This window comes from Rhizobium sp. FG113 (assembly GCF_057809895.1).
Genome location: NZ_JBMDKV010000040.1, coordinates 1 through 22,628 on the forward strand (window position 1 = coordinate 1; position 22,628 = coordinate 22,628).

19 protein-coding genes and 2 pseudogenes are annotated in these 22,628 nt (G+C 59.3%); 16 read left to right on the top strand and 5 right to left on the bottom strand.

What is annotated here, in order from left to right; genetic code table 11:
- The first annotated feature begins 864 nt into the window (after positions 1 to 864).
- The 6 genes from ACODTZ_RS35290 (at position 865) to bhcD (ending at position 6,250) form a co-directional block, all read left to right on the top strand.
- On the top strand, positions 865 to 1,212 hold the full coding sequence (locus ACODTZ_RS35290; RefSeq protein WP_011578811.1) for a RidA family protein: 348 nt from the start codon (positions 865 to 867) through the stop codon (positions 1,210 to 1,212).
- A gap of 76 nt (positions 1,213 to 1,288) precedes the next feature.
- On the top strand, positions 1,289 to 2,584 hold the full coding sequence (locus ACODTZ_RS35295) for an NAD(P)/FAD-dependent oxidoreductase (RefSeq protein ID WP_489031864.1): 1,296 nt from the start codon (positions 1,289 to 1,291) through the stop codon (positions 2,582 to 2,584).
- A gap of 79 nt (positions 2,585 to 2,663) precedes the next feature.
- The gene (locus ACODTZ_RS35300; RefSeq protein ID WP_011578813.1) at positions 2,664 to 3,089 is read left to right on the top strand and encodes a RidA family protein; all 426 of its coding nucleotides are present in this window, start codon (positions 2,664 to 2,666) and stop codon (positions 3,087 to 3,089) included.
- Positions 3,090 to 3,104: 15 nt separating this feature from the next.
- On the top strand, positions 3,105 to 4,052 hold the full coding sequence (bhcB, locus tag ACODTZ_RS35305) for a beta-hydroxyaspartate dehydratase BhcB (RefSeq protein ID WP_162707492.1): 948 nt from the start codon (positions 3,105 to 3,107) through the stop codon (positions 4,050 to 4,052).
- 10 nt (positions 4,053 to 4,062) lie between these two features.
- Positions 4,063 to 5,226 (top strand): 3-hydroxy-D-aspartate aldolase BhcC, encoded by a 1,164-nt coding sequence (bhcC, locus tag ACODTZ_RS35310; RefSeq protein WP_055976388.1) that lies wholly within the window; start codon positions 4,063 to 4,065, stop codon positions 5,224 to 5,226.
- 58 nt (positions 5,227 to 5,284) lie between these two features.
- Positions 5,285 to 6,250, top strand: a complete 966-nt coding sequence (bhcD, locus tag ACODTZ_RS35315) for an iminosuccinate reductase BhcD (RefSeq protein ID WP_489031867.1) — start codon at positions 5,285 to 5,287, stop codon at positions 6,248 to 6,250.
- A gap of 151 nt (positions 6,251 to 6,401) precedes the next feature.
- On the opposite strand, the gene ACODTZ_RS35320 is transcribed toward bhcD, so the two are convergent.
- Positions 6,402 to 7,316, bottom strand: a complete 915-nt coding sequence (locus ACODTZ_RS35320; protein ID WP_489031869.1) for a LysR substrate-binding domain-containing protein — start codon at positions 7,314 to 7,316, stop codon at positions 6,402 to 6,404.
- Positions 7,317 to 7,656: 340 nt separating this feature from the next.
- On the opposite strand from ACODTZ_RS35320, the gene ACODTZ_RS35325 reads away from it, so the two are divergent.
- From ACODTZ_RS35325 to ACODTZ_RS35340, 4 genes are all read left to right on the top strand, one after another.
- On the top strand, positions 7,657 to 8,535 hold the full coding sequence (locus tag ACODTZ_RS35325) for an amino acid ABC transporter substrate-binding protein (RefSeq protein WP_489031886.1): 879 nt from the start codon (positions 7,657 to 7,659) through the stop codon (positions 8,533 to 8,535).
- Between the two features lie 63 nt (positions 8,536 to 8,598).
- Entirely contained in the window at positions 8,599 to 9,330 is a 732-nt protein-coding gene (locus tag ACODTZ_RS35330) for an amino acid ABC transporter permease (protein ID WP_011578819.1), read from the top strand.
- 2 nt (positions 9,331 to 9,332) lie between these two features.
- Entirely contained in the window at positions 9,333 to 10,025 is a 693-nt protein-coding gene (locus ACODTZ_RS35335) for an amino acid ABC transporter permease (RefSeq protein WP_011578820.1), read from the top strand.
- 67 nt (positions 10,026 to 10,092) lie between these two features.
- Positions 10,093 to 10,824, top strand: coding sequence for an amino acid ABC transporter ATP-binding protein (locus tag ACODTZ_RS35340; RefSeq protein WP_041544187.1), 732 nt, complete (start codon positions 10,093 to 10,095; stop codon positions 10,822 to 10,824).
- A gap of 170 nt (positions 10,825 to 10,994) precedes the next feature.
- Here the strand turns inward: ACODTZ_RS35340 and ACODTZ_RS35345 are convergent.
- The 4 genes and pseudogenes from ACODTZ_RS35345 to ACODTZ_RS35360 all read right to left on the bottom strand — a co-directional run.
- Positions 10,995 to 11,597: pseudogene (locus ACODTZ_RS35345) on the bottom strand (excinuclease ABC subunit A); the annotation flags it as partial.
- 57 nt (positions 11,598 to 11,654) lie between these two features.
- Positions 11,655 to 12,793 (bottom strand): annotated as a pseudogene (locus ACODTZ_RS35350) (IS3 family transposase).
- Positions 12,794 to 13,191: 398 nt separating this feature from the next.
- Complete coding sequence (locus ACODTZ_RS35355; protein WP_489031873.1) at positions 13,192 to 13,995, bottom strand: helix-turn-helix transcriptional regulator; 804 nt, start codon at positions 13,993 to 13,995, stop codon at positions 13,192 to 13,194.
- A 75-nt stretch (positions 13,996 to 14,070) separates the two neighbouring features.
- Positions 14,071 to 15,258, bottom strand: coding sequence for an MFS transporter (locus tag ACODTZ_RS35360; protein ID WP_489031888.1), 1,188 nt, complete (start codon positions 15,256 to 15,258; stop codon positions 14,071 to 14,073).
- A gap of 278 nt (positions 15,259 to 15,536) precedes the next feature.
- Between ACODTZ_RS35360 and ACODTZ_RS35365 the strand changes: the two genes are divergently transcribed.
- The 6 genes from ACODTZ_RS35365 (at position 15,537) to ACODTZ_RS35390 (ending at position 22,117) form a co-directional block, all read left to right on the top strand.
- Positions 15,537 to 17,066, top strand: coding sequence for a sugar ABC transporter ATP-binding protein (locus ACODTZ_RS35365; protein ID WP_489031875.1), 1,530 nt, complete (start codon positions 15,537 to 15,539; stop codon positions 17,064 to 17,066).
- Positions 17,066 to 18,127 (top strand): ABC transporter permease, encoded by a 1,062-nt coding sequence (locus ACODTZ_RS35370; RefSeq protein WP_225246717.1) that lies wholly within the window; start codon positions 17,066 to 17,068, stop codon positions 18,125 to 18,127. The genes ACODTZ_RS35365 and ACODTZ_RS35370 overlap by 1 nt, the downstream gene beginning before the upstream one ends.
- 26 nt (positions 18,128 to 18,153) lie before the next feature.
- Positions 18,154 to 19,254, top strand: a complete 1,101-nt coding sequence (locus tag ACODTZ_RS35375; protein ID WP_489031878.1) for an ABC transporter substrate-binding protein — start codon at positions 18,154 to 18,156, stop codon at positions 19,252 to 19,254.
- A 74-nt stretch (positions 19,255 to 19,328) separates the two neighbouring features.
- Positions 19,329 to 20,246, top strand: coding sequence for a polysaccharide deacetylase family protein (locus ACODTZ_RS35380; protein WP_489031880.1), 918 nt, complete (start codon positions 19,329 to 19,331; stop codon positions 20,244 to 20,246).
- Positions 20,247 to 20,300: 54 nt separating this feature from the next.
- Positions 20,301 to 21,524 carry an L-2-hydroxyglutarate oxidase gene (gene lhgO, locus ACODTZ_RS35385; protein WP_489031882.1) on the top strand — a complete coding sequence of 408 codons (1,224 nt, stop codon included), beginning with the start codon at positions 20,301 to 20,303 and terminating at the stop codon, positions 21,522 to 21,524.
- Positions 21,525 to 21,556: 32 nt separating this feature from the next.
- Positions 21,557 to 22,117 (top strand): DsbA family protein, encoded by a 561-nt coding sequence (locus tag ACODTZ_RS35390; protein ID WP_489031884.1) that lies wholly within the window; start codon positions 21,557 to 21,559, stop codon positions 22,115 to 22,117.
- The last annotated feature ends 511 nt before the right edge of the window (positions 22,118 to 22,628 follow it).

The following is a 22,628-nucleotide window of genomic DNA, read 5'->3' on the forward strand; positions in this document are numbered from 1 at the left end:
AGGCAGCAGAAAACGTAACCCGAGGGTGTCTACGAAACTCGGGGCTATTCAACATGATCCCATGGTCAATGGTATCCCATGCCACCATATAGCAAATGAATGGTTCCCTGCTTAGAGCTACGAACGTAACGAACCAATTTATCGTCATTGTTCCAGCGAGGTGTACTATCTCCGCGCCAAAATGCGAGGCCGCCTCAATTCATCCTATCCTAACACCGGTTGGGGGAGCATGACGGCACGCAGATCCTTGAGCTGTGCGCCTGCAGAATGACTGAGATTGCCACCTATGCCACAGGCGGAAGTCATGCTTCCATTTACCCCATGCACCTCATTCGACAGTAGCGGTCCAAACAGCTTACACCGCCTCATGCATAGGATTTTTAGAGCGTAGCCGCTTTGAATCCGCCGAGCCAGATCCAGAACCCTTCGTGCAGCTCCGGCTCAGAGTCGCCAGGCATTTCTAAAGGTGCGAACCAGCATTGCTGCGTCGTAGAGACTAGCCGCATGCAGGGCTGGGAATTCGGCCCCCACCCGCTCCGGGGGCGATGCTCGTAAGCTGATAATACACTTGCTCCCCTCAATGACGCTCATTCTTCGCAGCTACGCATCGATTGGGCTTTTATCATTTACGTTCAGCGTCAACGATATTTCTAACCTCCGTCGATAATATAATATTTGATTATAGATAGCGCAATAATTGGCATTTGACTAAGCGTTATCATGTTGAAATATTATGCATATAGGCGGCATGAAGGCAGCCAGGGCTGAGGTGTGGAGCCGGACGTAGCTGCAGTGCCTAACACCGAATCCTGCCTACAGCGCGACCTGTAGTTGGCACGATTCCATGAATGCAGGAGCAAGACGATGATCACACGTCGAGACAGAACACCAATCATGCATCGGTCAGTTGAATATGCTGATGTGATTTACTTCGGTGGCGTGCTGGCCGATGAACTCAAGGGCGCCTCGATGCGGGCCCAAACGACGCAAGTTTGTGCCAAGCTCGACAAATTCCTCGCAGAAGCGGGAACCGACAAGACGAAACTAATTTCCGCGACCTTGTTCATCACTGACATGAACCTGAAGCAAGAGATGAACGACGTCTGGACTTCTTGGCTCGACGCACAGGATTTGCCCGCGCGTGCGACGATAGGGGTTTCAGATCTTGGCCAGGACGTCCTGATCGAAATCGTCGTTACCGCAGCAAGGTAAGGCACGCCGAATTTTATCACCTAACGCGAAACGGTGGCTAGGCAGCGAGAGACTGTCGGCTCCGCGGGAGCATCCTATGTCTGAGAACCACAAAAAAGTAGGCATCGCTGGAGCCGGAATCGTCGGCGTATGCACGGCGCTGATGCTTCAGCGCCGCGGATTCAAAGTCACCTTGATTGACCCGAACCCTCCTGGCGAAGGTGCATCGTTTGGGAATGCCGGATGCTTCAACGGCTCATCCGTCGTCCCTATCTCCATGCCGGGAAACTTGACGAGCGTGCCGAAGTGGCTCCTTGACCCGATGGGGCCGTTGTCAATCCGGTTCAGCTATTTTCCAACCATCATGCCCTGGTTGATTCGCTTTCTGTTAGCCGGAAGACCAAACAAGGTGAAGGAGCAGGCGAAAGCACTCCGCAATCTCATCAAGTCCACGGTGCCTCTGATCAAGTCATTGGCGGAGGAGGCTGATGCGAGCCATCTGATCCGCCATGAAGGTCATCTGACCGTATATCGTGGAGAAGCAGACTTCGCCAAGGACCGCGGAGGTTGGGAACTGCGGCGTCTCAACGGTGTTCGCACGCAGATCCTCAGCGCCGATGCGTTGCGGGATTTCGATCCGAACTTGTCGCATGCGTTTACCAAGGGCATTCTTATAGAAGAGAACGGTCACACGATTAATCCGCAAGGGCTCGTGACCCTCTTGTTTCGGCGTTTTATCGCGAACGGTGGCGAATTCGTATCTGCGCGTGTCATCGGCTTTGAGACTGAAGGTAGGGCGCTTAAAGGCATTACAACCACGAACGGCGTTCTGGCCGTTGATGCAGCGGTTGTCGCAGCCGGCGCACACTCGAAATCACTTGCTAATTCGCTAGGCGATGACATCCCGCTCGATACCGAACGTGGATATCATATCGTCATCGCGAATCCGGAAGCCGCTCCACGCATTCCGACGACCGATGCGTCAGGAAAATTCATCGCGACACCTATGGAAATGGGGCTTCGCGTGGCGGGTACGGTTGAGTTCGCTGGGCTCACAGCCGCTCCTAACTGGAAACGTGCGCATGTGCTCTATACGCACGCTCGAAAACTTCTTCCAGCCCTCGCGCCTGCGAGTTCTGAAGAACGATATTCCAAATGGATGGGGTTCCGGCCGAGCATCCCGGATTCGCTCCCCGTGATTGGCCGGGCAACCCGGACACCCGACGTAATCTATGCTTTCGGCCATGGTCATCTCGGCATGACAGGGGCGCCGATGACCGCAACGCTCGTCTCAGAGCTCCTCGCAGGCGAAAAGACCTCAATCGACATTTCGCCCTTCGCACCAAACCGCTTTGGTATTGGCAAATCCAAGCAAACGGGTCCGGCAAGTTAAGTACTTACGCGGTCGTGAGTACAGCGCAGAGCCGGTGTCAAGATCAATCTGCACCTCGCAATCACCTCGGAGACGCGAAATGGCGCAAATAGAACACATATTAACGAGTCACGCCCCGAAGCCTTTGGGTCACTACAGTCAGGCGGCCCGAGCGGGTGGATTCATTCATGTTTCCGGTCAGCTTCCGATCAAACCAGAAGGCCAGTCGGAGCAATCTGACGATCTCTTCGATAACCAGGCCAGTCTCGTTCTCCGGAATTTGCTGGCCGTACTCGAGGCGGCTGGTGCGACGCCTTCTCATGTCGTGAAAGTCACAGCTTACATCGTCGGCGTCGAGCATTGGAGCAGCTTCAACGCAGCATATGCCAAGGCGTTCGGTGAAGCGCGTCCTGCCCGGTCGGTCGTTCCAGTGCCGGCGCTTCATCATGGATACCTCATCGAACTTGATGCTGTTGCTCTCGATCCGAGCGATACCGATCGAGGCGCCGCAGCGATTACAGCGTAAGGAGCGCGCTTGGATATGTACATTCCGAATCTTACCGACGTGCTTGCAGCACGAGCCTTAATCGAACCCCATATTCATCGCACACCCGTTCTCACATCGACATTCATCAATGGACTTGCTGGCGCCGAACTCTTCTTCAAGTGCGAGAACCTTCAGAAGGCAGGGGCCTTCAAAGCGCGCGGCGCGTCGAACGCGGTGTTTGGCCTGAACGACGAGCAGGCGAAGAAGGGTGTTGCAACGCACTCGTCCGGCAATCACGGAACCTGCCTTTCCTATGCAGCTGGTCGGCGCGGCATTCCCTGCACCGTAGTGATGCCGCGCACCGCGCCGCAGGCTAAGAAGGATGCGGTCCGGGGCTACGGCGGTCGTGTCGTCGAATGCGAGCCGTCAACCTCGTCGCGTGAGGCCGTCTTTGCCGAGGTTGTTGCCGAGACCGGCGCGGAATTCGTGCATCCCTATAACGACCATCGTGTCATCGCCGGGCAGGCGACCTGCTCTGCCGAGTTGATCGAGCAGGTCGACGGTCTCGACGCCGTGGTCGCGCCGATTGGCGGCGGCGGCATGGTGTCGGGAAGCTGCCTGACGCTCTCCAATCTCGCGCCCGGCGTAAAGATCTACGCCGCCGAGCCCGAGCAGGCCGACGACGCCTACCGTAGCTTCAAGGCCGGCCGCATCATCGCCGACGACGCGCCAGAAACGGTCGCCGACGGCCTGAAAGTGCCGCTGAAGGAACTGACCTGGCATTTCGTGAAGAACAACGTCACCGACATCCTGACGGCTTCCGAGCAGGAGATCGTCGACGCGATGAAGCTGATCTGGAAGCGCATGAAGATCGTGATGGAGCCGTCCAGCGCCGTGCCGCTGGCGACCATCCTGAAGAACCCTGATGTCTTTGCCGGCAAGCGCGTTGGCGTGATCGTGACGGGCGGCAATGTGGATCTCGACAAATTACCGTGGAACTGAGGAGAAGAGCATGAACGCGACGACTCAAACTGAACAACTCGACGTCGGTTTCGACGTGCCGGCGGTCCCCGGCATGGACGAATCCCAGATCCAGACGCCCTGCCTGATCCTCGACCTCGACGCGCTGGAGCGCAATATCCGCAAGATGGGCGATTACGCCAAGGCGAACGGTATGCGCCATCGCAGCCACGGCAAGATGCATAAGTCGGTTGACGTGCAGAAACTGCAGGAGAGGCTCGGCGGCTCGGTCGGCGTCTGCTGCCAGAAGGTCAGCGAGGCGGAAGTCTTCGTGCGCGGCGGCATCAAGGACGTGCTGGTGTCGAACCAGGTGCGCGACCCGGCCAAGATCGACCGGCTGGCCCGCCTGCCCAAGCTCGGCTCGCGCATCATCGTCTGCGTCGATGACGTTGCCAACATCGCTGACCTGTCTGCTGCCGCCGAAAAGCACGGCACGCAGCTCGAAATCTTCGTGGAGATCGACTGCGGCGCCGGCCGCTGCGGCGTCACCTCGACCGACGCCGTCGTGAAGATCGCCCAGGCCGCCGACGCGGCGCCGGGCCTCAAGTTCACCGGCATCCAGGCCTACCAGGGCGCGATGCAGCACATCGACAGCTATGAGGCGCGTAAGGAGAAGCTCGACGCGGCGATCGCCATGGTCAAGGACGCCGTCGAGGGCCTGAAGGCTGTCGGGCTGGAGCCGGAACTGGTTTCCGGCGGCGGCACCGGCTCCTATTATTTCGAGACGGGCTCGGGCGTCTATAACGAGCTGCAATGCGGCTCCTACGCCTTCATGGACGCTGACTACGGCCGCATCCTCGATAAGGATGGCCACCGCATCGACAAGGGCGAATGGGAGAACGCGCTGTTCATCCTGACCAGCGTGATGAGCCACGCCAAGCCCGACCGCGCCATCTGCGACGCCGGCCTCAAGGCGCAATCGGTCGACAGCGGCCTGCCCTTCATCTACGGCCGCGACGACGTGAAATACATCAAGTGCAGCGACGAGCACGGTGTGATCGATGACCCCAAGGGCGTGCTGAAGGTCAACGACAAGCTCAGGCTGGTGCCCGGCCATTGCGATCCGACCTGCAACGTCCATGACTGGTATGTCGGGGTGCGCAACGGTAAGGTCGAGACGGTCTGGCCGGTGTCGGCACGCGGCAAGGCGTATTGAGAACGTACCTGCGAAGCGCAACTGGGCGCTCCGGTGTTATTCTTGGAGGAGTCAATCCATGATCATCGTACCGGAGCGTCTGATCTCCGACCTCATGAGCGAGGCCGCTGTCTTTGAAGCCATCGAAAGCGTCTTCGCTGCCATGGCGCGAGACGAGGCCCGTAACTTCCCCGTCATCCGAGAGGCGATCGGCTATGCCGACGCGCTCTACGGCTTCAAGGCTGGCTTCGACAGTGCGGGGCTCGTCCTTGGGGTCAAGGCGGGCGGCTACTGGCCGGGCAACATGGCGAAGGGCTTGACCAACCACCAGTCCACGGTGCTGCTGTTCGACCCGGACACCGGCCGGATCAAGGCGGCGGTCGGCGGTAACCTGCTGACCGCGCTGCGCACGGCCGCCGCCTCGGCGGTGTCGATCAAGCATCTGGCCCGCCCCGACGCCCGCGTGCTCGGCATGGTCGGGGCCGGTCACCAGTCCGCCTTCCAGATGCGCGCCGCAGTGCGGGCGCGCAAATTCGACAAGGTGGTTGGTTGGAACTTGCACCCCGAAATGCTGTCGCGGCTGGCCGACACGGCGGTCGAACTCGGCCTGCCTTTCGAGGTGGTCGACCTGCCACAACTCGGGGCACAGGCCGATGTCATCATCACGATCACATCCAGCTTCGCACCGATTCTTCTTTCCGGGCATATTCGCCCAGGAACCCATCTCGCTTGCATGGGGACCGACACTAAAGGGAAGCAGGAAGTAGAGGCGGCTCTTTTCCCACGCGCTCGGCTCTTTGCCGATGAGGTTGAACAGTCCGTCACCATCGGTGAGGCGCAGCACGCGGTGGCGCAGGGATTGATCGCGACCGGCGACATCACGCCGCTCGGCGCGGTGATCGCCGGCCTGGCGCCGGGGCGGACCTCGCCGGAGGAGATCACGTTGTTCGACGGCACGGGCGTTGGCCTCCAGGATCTCGCGGTGGCGTCAGTTGCGGTGGATATTGCTCGGGCGCGAGGGCGCGCCCTGGAAGTGGAGCTATAGTTCTGCGCGCGATTGACATTGAGGGAGATGGCTTGACGTCGGACTTGGATTGCCAGATCAGCCCGCACTCTGTAGTGACCGCGCTGAAGAATGTGCCCCCAAACCCATTTTCGCGATATCAGTCGTTCATGACGATGAGGATAACATACGGCTAGGCAAGCTTTGCTGAAGTCGATCGCTCCGAAAGAAAATTTCGAAAGCTTTTTCGAAACTCGACTATAAACTCGTTCGTAATCGAAGACGCTTTTATGTGCGTCGGTAGCACGATTGTCCAATTGATAGAGATTGGCGGATCGATTGGCCGAACTACCAAAGATGAAGAATATCTACCGGCAGTAAACGGATCGACGATCGAAACGCCGAATCCTGCTGAAACCATACCACAAACAATCATGGAGAGTGGAGTTTCAGCCTTAATACGTCTGATTATTCCTCGCTCGCGCATTATGGCATCGACCATGACATGCATTACCGACGGCTGTATGAGTGAGATGAAATCCTCATTGTCAAAGTCCTCGGGAACGATTCGCTCGCGTTCCACGAGCCGGTGTTGGAGAGGGAGCACCGCTACCATATCGCAGGGTGGCAGTTCTTCGATGGTGACGTTGGTGAGTTGCGTGTTCTCGACGATTCCGAGATCACAATGGCCGGTGCTGATCCATTCGAGGACGAAATGAGAATTCATGCCGTGAAGCGACATATTTAACGATGGCCTTTTGGCAAGAAAACCTGCGGCAAAGGCCGGCAGGAACCCGTTTGCTAGTCCCGGCAGTGCCGCGATGCGCAGAGAACCTCCTCGTCTTTCTCTCAAATCGCGCGCCAAGCCGGCGATACGCTCAAGTCCAACAAATGAGCGGTCGATCTCGCGATAGAGTGCCATCGCGTCGCCGGTTGCAACAAGTCGACCTCCAGAGCGTTCGAACAAATTCAAGCGCGTCTCGTATTCCAAATCTTTCACGAGCCGACTGACCGCAGGTTGAGTGATTCCGAGAATGTCCGCCGCAGTCGACACTGAACCGCTGATGATGACCGCGCGGAACGCCTCCACCTGCCTATGCTTCAGCATAATCTTCTCCATCATATAATATTTGCACATAGATCGGCCGCTATAATGTATTTGACCGGCAGTCACCTATCGCATTTATTATACCCTCTAGGAAGAGGCAGCGACGGTCAAAATGGTTTGCGTGAACGTCACATGCGACTGACCGTGTTGTGAGGCGGTGTGTCGTGGCCGGTGCCTTTTCTGTTTGGGAGCAGTCGCAAGGCAACGTACCAATTGGATATTGAACATCCGCCACATGGGTCTGCAACGCGACCAAGAAACCAGCAGCCAGCTATCTCTTTCTAATTGCAACCTCTGGAGGAATACGATGTTGAAGAAACTTTGTGCTTTTGCAGTCGTCATGACAGCAATGTGTGGTGGTGCGTCGGCAGATGATCTCACCGGAACGCTGAAAAAGATCAAGGACACAGGAGTGATCACGGTCGGCAACCGCGACTCGTCCGTGCCCTTCTCATATCTCGACGACAAGCAGCAGCCGGTCGGTTATGCTGTTGATATCTGCCTGAAGGTCGTCGACGCCGTCAAAGAGCGGCTCAAGCTTGATAAGCTTGAGGTGCGATTTAACCCCGTTACTTCGGCAACGCGCATCCCGTTGATCGCAAACGGGACCGTTGATCTCGAGTGCGGCTCAACCTTCAATACTGCAGAGCGCCAGAAGCAGGTGGCGTTCAGCAATACATACTTTCTGACTGCAAACAGGTTCGTTGCCAAGAAATCGAGCAATCTCAACTCGATTGCCGACCTCAAAGGCCAGTCAGTCGTGTCGACATCCGGAACGGTCAATATCCAAGAGCTGAACGAAGTGAATACGGCGCAGCAACTCGGCATGAACATCATTGCCGCAAACGACCATGCGGAAGCGTTCCTTATGGTCGAAACGGGTCGTGCGGCAGCATTCGTGATGGACGACATTCTGCTGGCCTCGCTCGTTGCCGGGTCGCGCGATCCGTCCGGCTATGCAATCTCGCAGGATGCATTTTCCAATCCCCAACCCTATGCAATCATGCTCCGTCGCGACGATGCGGAGTTCAAGGAACTCGTAGATGACGCGACCGCCGCGCTCTACAAGAGCCCGGAGATGCTGGATATCTACAACAAGTGGTTCAACCAGGCCATCCCGCCCCGCGGGCTTAACCTGAAGGTCCCGCTTGACCCGGCATTGAAGCGCGCGTTCGAGAACCCTTCCGACTCCGCCGACACGGCCTCCTACCTGCAATAATTCCAACAACTGCCTCATGGCGAAAGAACGTCGCCATGAGGCTTGGAGCGTACGGAGGGCTCTATGAACTATAACTGGAACTGGGGAATTCTCTTCCAGCAATCGCTGGATGGGTCGGGTAGTTACTTGGAAATGCTGTTGCGGGGTCTGCAAGTAACGCTAGTCACCGCAGTAGGTGCATGGCTTCTTGCGCTGGCACTGGGTCTTGTCGTCGGGGTGATGCGGACGATGCCGTCCGGGCCTGCCCAAAGGATTGCGAGCGCATATGTGGAATTGTTTCGCAACATTCCTTTCCTTGTACAGCTTTTCCTTTGGTATTTCGTGTTGCCTGAACTGCTACCGCAAAGCATGGGCAACTGGTTGAAAGCGTTGCCAAATTCGGCGTTCTGGACGACGGTCTTGGGGCTCGGCTTTTATATGTCGGCACGAGTCGCGGAACAGCTCCGTGCGGGCATCAGCTCACTGCCCCGTGGTCAGAAGCTGGCGGGTGCCGCAATCGGGCTTACGACACCGCAAACCTATCGATATGTTCTGCTGCCAATGGCATTTCGGATCATCCTGCCTCCACTGACGTCTGAGTTCCTGAACACGATCAAGAATACGTCGGTGGCACTCACGATCGGACTGGTAGAACTCACTGCCCGCGCCCGAGCCATGCAGGAATTCACCTTTCAGATATTCGAGGCGTTCACCGTCGCGACTGTCCTTTATCTCACTGTCAACATCCTGGTAACGATCGGGATGCGCTACCTTGAACACCGGGTTGCTGTACCTGGCTATACTGCGGGGCGTTAACGATGTTCTATAGTTTTGACTTCGACGTCATCGCCCGTTCTCTTCCCTATCTATTCTGGGATGGCATGCGTTTCACGCTGCTACTGACCGCGCTCGCCACCATCGGGGGGATCGTGCTTGGAACCCTCCTAGCACTCATGCGGCTTAGCTCGATCAAAGCCTTGTCGACACTCGCCGGCGGGTACGTGAACCTGATGCGGTCTCTTCCGCTCGTACTTGTAATTTTCTGGTTCTACTTCCTCGTCCCCTATATTGGGGCCTGGCTCATCGGAGCGAGCCAGCCGATCGCCGTGGGCGCATTTGCGTCGGCACTCATCACGTTCACCCTTTTCGAGGCAGCATACTTCTCAGAAATCATGCGAGCCGGAATCCAGTCGATCCCTCGCGGACAGACCGGCGCCGGGTATGCAATAGGGTTAAACTACTCACAGGTGATGGGCTATATCGTTCTGCCGCAGGCATTCCGCAATATGCTGCCGGTCATGTTGACGCAAACGATCATCCTCTTTCAAGATACATCTCTCGTATATGTCATTTCGCTGACAGACTTCCTCGGTGCTGCTTCTAAAGTCGCACAGCGCGATGGTCGCCTTGTGGAAATGTATCTCTTCGCGGCGATCATATACTTCGTGATCTCATTCGCCGCCTCCTTCCTGGTCAAGCGCCTCGAAGCGCGCACAGCAATCATACGGTGATCAAATGTCTGCTACGATCCAATCCCAAGTGTCCCCCAACACCTCGCGTCCGCTCGAAGGAGCAGCCATGATCGAACTCAGCCATGTTAGCAAATGGTACGGGCAGTCTTTTCGCGTGCTGACGGATTGTTCGACAAACGTCAACAAGGGCGAAGTTGTCGTGATTTGCGGTCCATCCGGGTCCGGGAAATCAACGCTCATTAAATGCGTTAATGCCTTGGAGCCCATCCAAGAGGGGAGAATTGTTCTCGACGGGGTTGAAGTTACTGACAAGAAGACGAATCTTACGAAGCTTCGCTCCCGGGTGGGTATGGTTTTCCAACATTTCGAACTTTTTCCCCACCTCCGAATTTATGAGAATCTCTGCCTGGGTCAGATGAAGGTACTTGGCCGGCGCCGCGATGAGGCGATGGCAAAGGCTATGAAACTCCTTGATCGAGTTGGGCTGAAGGCGCACGCGGAAAAATTCCCTGGCCAGCTTTCGGGAGGCCAGCAGCAGCGCGTGGCGATTGCGCGTGCGCTTGTCATGGACCCGATTTGCATGCTTTTCGATGAACCCACCTCAGCACTCGATCCTGAGATGATCAACGAAGTGCTCGACGTTATGGTCGAACTCGCGCAGGAAGGGATGACCATGATGGTTGTCACGCACGAAATGGGGTTTGCGAAGAAGGTAGCAGACCGCGTAATTTTTATGGACAAGGGCGAAATTGTCGAAGATGCGACGAAGAGTGACTTTTTCGGCACTCCTCGAAGTGAGCGAGCGCAAATGTTTCTTTCGAAAATACTATCGCACTAATGCATCCGACCGCCCAAACCCTCAATTACCTACATCGTTCATAGTCTTTGTGCCCCGTGAATCGACTGTGATTCCTTCTTTCACGTCGATCACGGAGGCGTCAGAGATACGAGGGGTGGCGTCGCCTTAACCTGACGTAGGACGCAATCATTTCTTTGTCCTGAATTTCAGGTGTTGGCGAAGGTTTCCAGCACGTAGCGACGCGCGCTGGTGAAGGTGCCCTGATAGCTCGGCTCCATCCGGCGTTTGAGGGCAACGCGCGTCTGCTCAGGGCTCAGTCCCGCATAGACCGGCACCGTCGGCGTTTCGTCGGTGAAGAGAATCCAGTCGCGATCCTTCTTTGGCAGATCGCGCCATGGCGTATCGACGTCATAACCAAGCGACACAAGAATATCGCGCAGGTTTTGGCCGTGCCACGCCGGAGGCCATGCGGCGATTGCTCGCTCGCGAATGGTGAGTGTATCGTCGGGTACCATCGTCGCCTCAGTCGCGTCATAGACGCGCCCGATTCCGTGGCATGTCGGGCAGGCCCCGGTCACGGTGTTGGGCGAGAAATCCTCAGCATGGAGCATCGGCTGATTGCGGGGATATTCGCCGACGCGCGAATAGAGCATCCGCACCAGGCTGGAGAGCGTCGTCACGCTGCCGACGGAAGACCGCGCATTTGCCGAACCGCGTTGCTGCTGCAAGGCGACAGCAGGCGGCAATCCGTCGATCGCGTCGACCTCCGGCACGCCGGCCAGATCGATCAGGCGGCGCGCATAGGGGGAGAGGTGGCTCGGTTTGTCTGAACAGCTTCGGGCGTTTTGCTAAGTTGATTTCCGCCTCGATTATGCCGCCACCATCATTGGTGCCAGCGCGTTGAAGTAGGCCTGATCCGGCGTCTGCCGGTCAAGGGATGAATTTGGGCGTCTGGCGTTGTAAAAGGTCAGATATCGGCCAATGCCGACGCGGGCCTCGGACACAGTCTTGTAGGCATGGAGGTAGACTTCCTCGTATTTGATCGAACGCCAGAGCCGATCGACGAAGACATTGTCCCGCCACGCGCCCTTGCCATCCATCGAGATGGCGATCTCCGCCTTCTTCAGCACGGCAGTGAAGTCGATGGAGGTGAACTGCGATCCCTGGTCGGTGTTGAAGATTTCCGGCCTGCCATGACGAGCAAGTGCCTCTTCGACGGCTTCGATGCAGAAGGCTGCTTCCATTGTGATCGACAGCCGCCATGACAGGACCTTCCGGCTGAACCAGTCGACGACGGCGCAGAGATAGACGAAGCCCCGCGCCATGGGGATGTAGGTCAGGTCCATTGCCCAGACTTGGTTGGGCCGGGTCACCGCCAGCTTGCGCAGGAGGTAGGGATAGATTTTGTGCCCAGGTGCCGGTTTCGACGTGTACGGGCGACGGTAGATCGCCTCGATGCCCATCTTCTTCATCAGCGTGGCGACGTGTAGCCGCCCGGTCTCCAACCCTTCTCCTCTCAAGAGCCCTTGCAACATCCGACTTCCGGCAAACGGGTAATCGAGGTGCAGTTCGTCGATCCGCCGCATCAAGGCCAGATCGTTGTCGGACACTGGACGAGGTAGATAATAGACGCTTCCACGGCTGAAGCCGAGAAGCTTCGCCTGGCGCACCACGGATAGCTTGTGCTCGCGGACGATCATTTCTTTCCGCCCAGCAATCCCGCCTTGCCGAGCGCACCGGATAAAAATCATTCTCCAGTGTCAGTTCGCCAATTTTGGCGTGCAGCGTTTTGACATCGACGGTCGGACCCGTTGGCTCCGCCTTCGTTTCATCATCGAACACACCCGTCGCCCCCCTCAAGGAGCTGGTCTTTCCACTGTTTGATCTGGCTGGCATGCACGTCGAACTGCTGGGACAATTCCACCAGCGTCTGCTCACCTCGAATGGCGGCGAGCGCCACCTTTGCCTTGAAAGCCGGGCTGGGGTTCCGGCGGGGTCGTCTCGTCATGGTCTCTCCTGTTCCCGGCATCTAAGCCGAAGTCAGGCAGAAATTCCACTTATCCCCCCTGTGCAGATTTCCCGAGCCACCTCTAACCAACGCATGGTTCGAGCAAGTCTTAGCTGTAGAATGCGGTCGTGGTTGCGTTCCACCCGTTCGGGGAGGTCACCCGCTGGTCCCGATAGGCCGCGACCAGGCGCCAGGGACCAATGGAGGCAGGTCAAGGCGAACGCATTCAGCATCGTGCCGTAGACTGAGAAGTACTGCACGCTGAAAACCTTCCTGATTGTCTGCTGTGCAAGCAGTGCCGACAGGACGCCCTGCGCGATATCCGTCGTTAGAGTGGTGAGGCTCCGCTTGTCACCGGGTCGCTGTCCGGGGTGTCAAGTTCGAGCGAACACGCCGCATCAGTGGGCTATGCTAGCGCTTGAACGATCGCTGAAGGAGCGGGCGTAGGCGGAGGGCGTCTTGCCGACATATTCGGCGAAAGCATGGGAGAAGGCCGAACTGCTGGAGAACCCCACCTCAAAGGCGGTCTCGATGATCGACTTGCGCTCCTTGCGCAAGAGGTCCATTGCCCGCTTCATCCGCAGTTCCCGGATGAAATCGCGCCATGTCTGTCCAAGCTCGACCTGCATGCGGCGACGTAGCGTGCGTTCGGACATGCCGGCATGGCTCGCCGCTTCGCCGAGCGTAATCGACGGACCCTGCCGGTTGGCGAAGTCGACGACTTTCTGTATCGATGAATTCTGCGCATAGGGTGTCCACATGATGCGCTCGTTACAGAACCAGCCGGGCACCATCTCCCCAAGAGTGACAAAGAAGGCGGCGGCCTTGCGATTGCCGCGGGCGGAATCCTCGGTCCATTTGAGGGCATAGTCGGTGATGTGCCTGGCGAAGTCATCGACCTGGCCGACCCAGCAGCCATCGTGCCGCCAGAGAACTTCACGACGGCAGAATTTCATGATGATGGCGCCGGAAGGAACGCGCGCGCGCAGACGAAACCAGCGGCCGTCCGGAATATAGACCAAGTGATCAGCGGGAATGGCCCATTCGCCGGCGTGCCCGTAAAGCTCGAGTTCGCCGCTGGTGCAACGCACGAGTTGCCCGCCCGGCTCATGCGGCGAAGTGTAGTCGAAACGGCTGGGTATGAGCTGCAGGGTATGGCTGCTCATACCTTCAACGATCGAAAACGCGCTTTTCTCTTTCATCGCTATCGGCCCCACGGGCTTTGGTCTATTATAGATAAATTAGGCAAATTATCGGAATTAGGACAGAGGTTCACCCTAGATAGAACGGCGTACAGTCTCGGCTAGACCAGCCCTGCGGTCCATGACAGCGCTCACCCCGAGCAGGATCAAGGCGGCCACCGCCAGCGCCGCTCCTGCCAGCGGGGTGAACCGCAGGCCCGCAGCTTCGATGACGAGGCCCCCGAGCCACGAGCCGAGGGCGATGCCGATATTGAAGGCTGCGATGTTGAGAGCCGAGGCGACGTTCGGCGCATCAGGGCTGACCTGGCGCGCCAGTTGCAGCATATAGAGCTGCAGACCGACGACGGGCGCGAAGGAAAGGAAGGAAATCACAGCGAGTGTCGCCATCGCCGCGATCTTGCCGCCCATCGTCAGGTGGAAGACGATTAGCGCACCAGTTTGCAGAAGGAACAGCCCCGCCAGCGATCGGACCGGGCTGCGGTCGGCAAGCCGCCCGCCGGCCAGGTTGCCGACCGCGATGCCCAGACCGTAGATCACCAGTATCAGCTCGATTGCGCGGTCACCGAAGCCTGTGACATCGCGCAGGATTGGCGCAAGATAGGTGAAGGCGACGAAACTGCCGCCAAAGCCGGTTGCGGTGATGCACATCACCAGCAACAACCTGCCGGAGGCGAAAGCGCGAAACTGCGTGGCGATCGAGGGAGGTTCGGCAAGCTTCGTGGTCTTGGGCAGCAGTAGGAACAGGGCTGCAAATGCGATCACCCCGAGGCCGGCCACACAGGCAAACGTCATGCGCCAGCCATAGCTCTGACCGACAAACGTGCCCATCGGCACGCCCGTGACCATGGCGACTGTGAGGCCGGTGAACATCACCGCGATCGCCGAACCGCTACGTTCGGGGGGCACCAGGCTTGCCGCCATGGTCGCACCGGAGGAGAAGAAAACACCATGGGCAAACGCGGTGATTATACGCGCCGCAATCAGGAAGGCGTAATCGGGGCTGAGCGCCGACATGACATTGCCGGCAATGAACACCGCCATCAGTCCCAGCAGAAGAACGCGCCGCGGAACGGCGCCCAGCAGGGCGGTTAGGATCGGAGCGCCGAAGGTGATACCGAGCGCGTAGGCGCTGACGATCAGCCCGGCCAGCGGAATGGTGACGGCGAGATCGCCCGCGACTTCGGGCAACAGGCCGATGATGACGAATTCCGTCGTCCCGATGGCGAAAGTCGAAACCATCAGCGCGACGAGGGGAGCTGGCAGCGCGGCCCCGCGACCGGTCATGGCGTGGGCCTTCGGCCAGCACGGCGTCCCCGTCGCGACATCCGGCAATCTCTCATGGGCAAACCTCCCTCTAGTCATCGGCTTTGCGGGAACTCTATGGAGCGCCGAAAATCGTTTCCAGACGAAACTCACCGCGTGGCCGATATTCGACGAAGATTGGCCGAATTTCGAATGAAGGACGAGGCCGCTTCAGGCAATCTTTGATAAATTGTCGATTAGGGGCCACATGGTCCCATCGATAAGGCAGGGAGGAAACCATGCCAGTTGCGGAAGCCTTTGGGGCAGACGAAGCCGTTTTGCGTTTGCGCGGGCTGAACAAGCGTTTCGGTGGCACGCAGGCAGTCTCGGATGTCGGCTTTGCCGTGGGGCGCGGAGAAATCGTCGCATTGCTTGGCGAGAACGGCGCGGGCAAGTCCACCCTGATCAAGATGCTGGCCGGCGTCTATCCCGCCGATACAGGTGAGTTCCTCTTCGAGGGGCAGGCTTTCGATCCTCGCCAGGGCCATCCGGGCATCGCCTTCATCCATCAGGATCTCGGCCTGATCGAATGGATGACCGTAGCCGAGAATATCAGCCTCATGCAGGGCGCCTATCCGCGCCGCTTCGGCCTAATCGACTGGCCGCGCGTTCGCCACCGCGCGGTGTCCGCACTGACCGCGGTCTCGGATACCATCGACCCGGATGCGCGCGTTCAGGACCTCACCCGCACCGAAAAATCTCTGGTCGCCATCGCTCGCGCCCTGTCTCGGGATGCACGCCTGCTGGTGCTGGACGAGCCGACGGCCAGCCTTCCGCAATCCGATGTCGAGATGCTGCACGCCGTTCTCGGCCGATTGAGGAAAAAGGGCGTGGCGATGATCTACGTCTCCCACCGGCTTGATGAGGTGTTCGCCATCGCCGACCGCGTGGTCGTGCTGCGCGACGGCTACCTCGTTGGCGATGAACCCATCGGCGGACTTGACGGCGAAAGCCTGATCCGGCTGATCATCGGTCGTAATCTGGGTGACGTCTTCGTCCATGCCCAGCCGCCGGTCGACAGCCCGCGCGTGCTACGGCTTGAAAAGTTGCGCACGGAAGATGTCGGGCCGGTCAGCTTCGACCTTCATAAGGGCGAGGTTCTGGGGCTTGTCGGCCTGCGCGGCGCCGGACAGGACGCCGTCGGCCACGCCCTGTTCGGTCGCTCGCAAATCGTCTCCGGGCGGGTATTGCTGGAAGGCGATAGACCCTTTCAAGCCTCGCATCCCGAGGAATCCATCCGGCAGGGGATCTGCATGGTGGCGGGAGATCGCAACAGCGAGTCCGTTGCTCCGGGCCTCAGCATCCAGGAAAATCTCTTTCTCAATCCGGGCCTGACGGGGCGGAACCTGTTTTCCGTCAAGACGCCATCCGAGGAGGCGACCGTCGCCCGCCAGATCGGCCGGACCTTCGATATCCGGCCGAATGACCCGTTCGCTCCGATCGAGACGCTTTCCGGTGGAAACCAGCAGAAGGTTGTCATGGCCCGCTGGATGACCGTCGGCGGCCGCGTGCTGATCCTTGAGGATCCGACCGCGGGTGTCGATGTCGGTTCCAAGGCCGATATCTATGCGCTGCTAGCCCACGCCTTGCGCGAGGGGCTGGCTGTTATCCTGATTTCTACTGACTTCGAGGAAGTCGCCGCCCTCAGCCATCGCGCCTGCGTCTTCCGCGACGGACGGATTGTCGCCGAACTCGGGCAGGACGAAATCTCGGTTGAAATGCTACTGAACGCCGCCTCGCTGGAGCCGGCCGGTGAGGAGGTAAACTGATGCAATCGCTTGAATCCAACGCGCTGGAGCCGACGCGCGCCGAACTGAAAGGGCTCGCGCCGCTTGCAAGAGCTACCCGGCTCCTGCCGGTCTTCGGCCTGCCCATCCTGATGGTATTGCTGATCGTTGCGTTCTCGCTGGCGTTGCCGACGTCCTTCCCGACCTTTCTGAACCTCCGAGCTATCCTGGGTGAAAAGTCCGTGATCGCGCTGCTGTCGCTGGCGGCGATGATCCCGATGATGACGGGTCGTATCGACCTGACGGTCGGATACGGCATCGTTATCTGGCACGTGCTCGCGATCAGCCTGCAGACGATCTATGGCCTGCCCTGGGGCGCTGCAGTGCTGATCGTCCTCGTCGGTGGCTGCCTGCTCGGACTGGTCAACGGCCTGCTCGTCGAAGTGGCGAGGATCGACAGCTTCATCGCCACGCTTGGCACGGGCACCGTGATCTACTCGCTCGCGCTCTGGCATACCGGAGGCCGTCAGGTCATCGGCCTTCTGCCGCCGGAATTCACCGCGATTTATACCGCAAACCTGTTCGGTCTCCCGATCTCGGCATTCTATGTACTCGCCATTGCCATCGTGCTCTGGGTCGTTTCCAACTACATGCCCATTGGCCGCTATCTCTACGCCATCGGCGCCAATTCTCGGGCGGCGGAACTGAACGGCATCCGCACGCGACGCTATGTCATCGGGGCCTTCGTCGCTTCGGGTCTGATCGGCGCCATCGCCGGCATCGTCCTTGCCGCCAAGCTGCGCATCGGTCAGGCGAGCGTCGGCCTTGAATTCCTGCTGCCGGCACTGGTCGGCGCGTTTCTGGGCTCGACCACCATCAAGCCCGGCCGCGTCAACGTCTGGGGCACGATGGTCGGCGTCGCCATTCTCGCGGTTGGCATTTCGGGCATCCAGCAGATGGGTGGGGCCTTCTATGTCGAACCCCTGTTCAACGGCGCGACGCTGCTGATTGCCATCGGCATCGCCGGCTACACCCAGCGCCGTCGCGGTTCGGTCCGTCACCAACGCCGTCCTGTCGAGGCCGGCAACAACACACAAGCATAAGCAAGTCTTCAAGGAGGAGGAAGAAAATGAAAATCGCATTGCAATCCATGATACTCGGCGCGTTGATGGCGACTACGGCCATTCCGGCCATGGCCGACCCGGTCAGCGACGCCAAGGCCTATGTGGCGCAGATTACCAAGCCCAATCCGCCCTGGACTGGACCAACCACTGGCCCCGTTGCGCAGAAAGACAAGACCATCGTTTTCGTCGCGGCGGACCTTCGCAACGGCGGCGTACTCGGCGTCTCCAATGGCGTCGAGGAAGCGGCCAAAGCGATCGGCTGGAATGTCCGGGTGCTGGACGGTCAGGGAACGGTGTCAGGTCGTTCGGCAGCGCTTCAACAGGCTATTGCCCTTGATCCCGACGGCATCATCCTGGGTTCGGTCGATGCGAACGAGCAGGCGCAGGCAATCGCCCAGGCCGGTTCCGCCGGAATCAAGATCGTGGGTTGGCATTCGACAGCCAAGACCGGGCCCTCGAAGGATCTTCCGATCTTCACCAACATCACCACCGACCCGCTCGAAATCGCCAAGGCAGCGGCCTCTCAGGTCGTGGCCGACAGCGATGGCAAGGCCGGTGTCGTCATCTTCACCGACAGCGTCTACGAGATCGCCATCGCCAAGTCGGACGCCATGGCCACGGTGATCAAGGGTTGCGCCGGATGCAAGATCCTGAGTGTCGAGGATACGCCGCTGGCGGAGGCTTCCACCCGCATGCCACCGCTCACCAACGCGCTGCTGCAGCGTTTCGGCGACCAGTGGACCTATTCGCTGACCATCAACGACCTTCCCCTCGACTTCATGGCGTCCGCCCTGCAGTCGGCCGGTCGCCCGGCTGATGGCTTCCCCCGCAACATCTCCGCAGGCGACGGGTCGGAAGCAGCCTTCCAGCGCATCCAGCAGAACTACTATCAGTTTGGCACCGTGGCAGAGCCGCTTTCCCTGCACGGCTGGCAGGCGGTCGACGAAATGAACCGCGCCTTCGCCGGCGAACCGGACTCCGGCTATGTCGTGCCGGTCCACCTGTTCAATCCGGATAACGTCAAGGAAGACGGCGGCGATAAATTCGCCTTCGATCCGAACAACGGCTATCGCGACGCCTACAAGAAGATCTGGGGCGTGAACTGACGCCCTGAACCGGCGCGCGGCAGCTGTTCGCCGCGCGCCTTTCATCCCCTTAAATTGCAGACAGGGAGAGTTCCATGAGCAAGACATTCTGGCCGGACGACATTCGTCTGGTGGTTTCGATTTCCATGCAGTTCGAAGCAGGCGGCGAAGCGCCATACGGTCCTGGCGGCCCCTTCTCCGGCTTCATCGACATGGACCCATCCTATCCCGACTTTCCAACCAAGAGTTGGTATCGTTACGGCTATATCGAGGGCATCCAGCGCATGCTCGACCTGTGGGACAAATACGGCATCAAGGTCACCTCGCATATGGTCGGCACAGCAGTCGACCGCAGCCCGCATGTCGCCCGCGAAATCGTCGAACGCGGCCACGAGGCGGCGGCCCACGGCCGCGACTGGATCCTGCAGGTGAACTTGCAGGAAGCGGACGAGCGGAAATTCATCACCGACAACGTCGCCTCGATCAAGCGGGCCACCGGTGTGGCGCCGACCGGCTACAACGGCGCGGCGATGCGCGGTACGATCAACACGCTGAAGATCCTCCAGGAGGAGGGTTTCGATTATCACATCGACGACGTGAGCCGTGACGAGCCCTTCGTCATTCCGGTGCGCGGCAAGGATTTCGCCGTCGTACCCTATTCGGTGACACTGAACGACATTATTCAGTTCGAGGGATACAAGTTCACCACAACGGAATACGAGCGCCAGCTCAAGGACGAGTTCGACGTGCTCTATGAAGAGGCGACGACGCGCCGGCGGATGATGTCTATCTCGACCCACGACCGTGTCCAGGGCCGACCGTTCCGCGTGCGTTCGCTCGAACGTTTCCTCGACTACGCGCTGAAGCACAAGGGCGTGGTCTGCTTGCGCAAGGACCAGATCGCCAACTTCGCACTGAACGAGCCGTCGATCGTCCGTGATGTCAATCCGCACGACGAATGGGCGGCCTGGGAACGACAGCACGGCAACCAGAAGATTGCGCCGATTGACTGACGGGAACATGGCAATGCGGGGCTTCACCACCCCGTATATTCGAAGGGACTGATCTTGACGGACATTACGATCATCGGCGGCGGCATTGTCGGCATCGCCTCGGCGCTGGAGATTCTCCGCACCTTTCCCGGCCTGTCGGTTCAGGTGCTGGAAAAGGAAAATCGTCTTGCCAGCCACCAGACGGGACGCAACAGCGGCGTTATCCATGCCGGGATCTACTACGCGCCCGGCAGTATGAAGGCCGAGTTCTGCCGCCGGGGTCTTGAGGCGACGGTGCGCTTCTGCCACGAACACGGGCTGCCTTACGAGCAGCCCGGCAAGCTCATCGTCGCCACATCCGCAATCGAGATGGAACGGATGAAGGCCCTTCAGGACCGGGCGCAGCGCAATGGTCTCGACGTTCGTCCGGTCTCCGCAGCCGAACTTAGGGAAATCGAACCGAACATCACCGGTCTTGGCGCGCTCTTGAGCCCCGCGACCGGCATTGCCGATTACGGTGCCATCGTGCGTCGCATGGCGGAGCTTTTCGTCGAAGCCGGTGGCGAGATCCGCTACGGCGCCGAGGTCACAGGGCTGGAAGAGAAGGCGAATGATGTCCGGATATCGCTGGCGAATGGCACGACGCTGCAAAGCCGGCATGTGATCGCCTGCGCCGGTCTGATGGCCGACCGCCTGGCGCGGATGTGCGGCGTCGGCCAAGATTTTGCCATCGTGCCGTTCAAGGGCGAATATTATCGCCTCGCGCCGCGCCACGACGCGATCGTCAAGCACCTGATCTATCCGGTGCCCGATCCGGAACTGCCCTTTCTCGGCATTCACCTCACGCGCATGATCGGCGGCTATGTTACTGTCGGGCCGAACGCCGTATTGTCGTTGGCCCGGGAGGGATACAGCAAGACGTCGTTCAATCCGCGCGACGTGGCAGCGATGGCGTCCTTCCCCGGTTTCTGGCGCACGTTGGCCCAGAATTTGTCTTCGGGGCTGACTGAGATGGCGAATTCGGTGTTCCGCCAGCGCTACCTCAAGGCCTGCCAACGCTATTGCCCTTCGCTGGACATCGACGACCTGCAGCCTCACCCTCCGGGGGTCCGCGCCCAGGCGGCGATGCGCGACGGAACGCTGGTCCACGATTTCCTGATCCTCAACACGGCGCGGACGATCCATATCTGCAACGCGCCGTCCCCCGCAGCGACCTCGGCTATGCCGATCGCCGAGCACGTGCGCATGTTGGCCGCAGACACCTTTAAGCTGAGGGGCAGCGCCAAAGCGCCGGTCTGACAAAGCCATACGAGTTAAGGAGAAAGAGAAGCATGAGCGACAGCCAATGGCAGGCCGATCCGCTGGTCTGGGGCCACGGTCCCCGCATCGTCGAAATGTTCCTGGAGCCGACTTGCCCGTTTTCGGCCAAGGCTTTCGCGAAGCTGGAGCCACTGCTCGAAAAGGCCGGCGAAGATCGCGTCACGGTGAAGATCCGCCTCCAGTCGCAGCCCTGGCACCTGTTTTCTGGAATCGTCACCCGGGCGATCCTCGCCGCCTCGACCGGACCGGGTGGCCGCGAGGCGGCAAGGACGGTCATGAAGGCGGTCTTTGCCCGTCGCGAGGAATTCGAGTTCGAACATCACTGCTCCGGGCCTAATATCGCCAGCACGCCGCGGCAATTGATCGCCCGGATCGAAGCCCATAGCGGGATCGCGGTGGCCGAGCCCTTTCTCATTCCCGATCTCGATCGCGAGATGAAGTGGCACGCCAGATATGCGCGACAGAACGGCATCCATGTCAGCCCGACATTCATGGTTGACGGCCTCGTTCAGTCACAGATGAGCAGCGGTGATCTGGTCGAAAACTGGATTGCGGCGATCGGTCTCGTCTAGTTCGAACAGCATGGAACTGCCGAACTGCCTCTACTGCTCGCGCTCAGCAACCGGCATGCCAGCGATCGAAGGTCTGCCTCGGAATGCCGAGCTTGTCGAATGTCTGCCTGGCCGATAGGTGCAGGAACGCGATCGCGCCTTTCCACCGCCGACAGTGAAACGCCCGCTCGTGTCGGTTCATGGCAGCTTGGCTGCGATCACATCGATCTTTTCGATCTGAGGTGGCGCGCGAAAAAGCTCTTACGCGCGCGTCGTCAATGCATCCGCTACCTTCCCTGCCAGGTGGGCGTCGCGGCCGGCATCGTCCGGGAATGCATCGAAGATGCCCTATGTCATGGGACCCATCTTGATCGCGAACCAGGCCTTCGTTGCCGGTTCTGCCTCTGCTGGATTTCGGCGGTTGCACGGAGCTGCTCCACCTGGCCGAGTCTGTCCCGTCTTCGAGATCAACCCGCGTATGTGGAACGGCCCGCGGTGCAAGGTGCAATTTCGTCGATTTCACCATACGGGA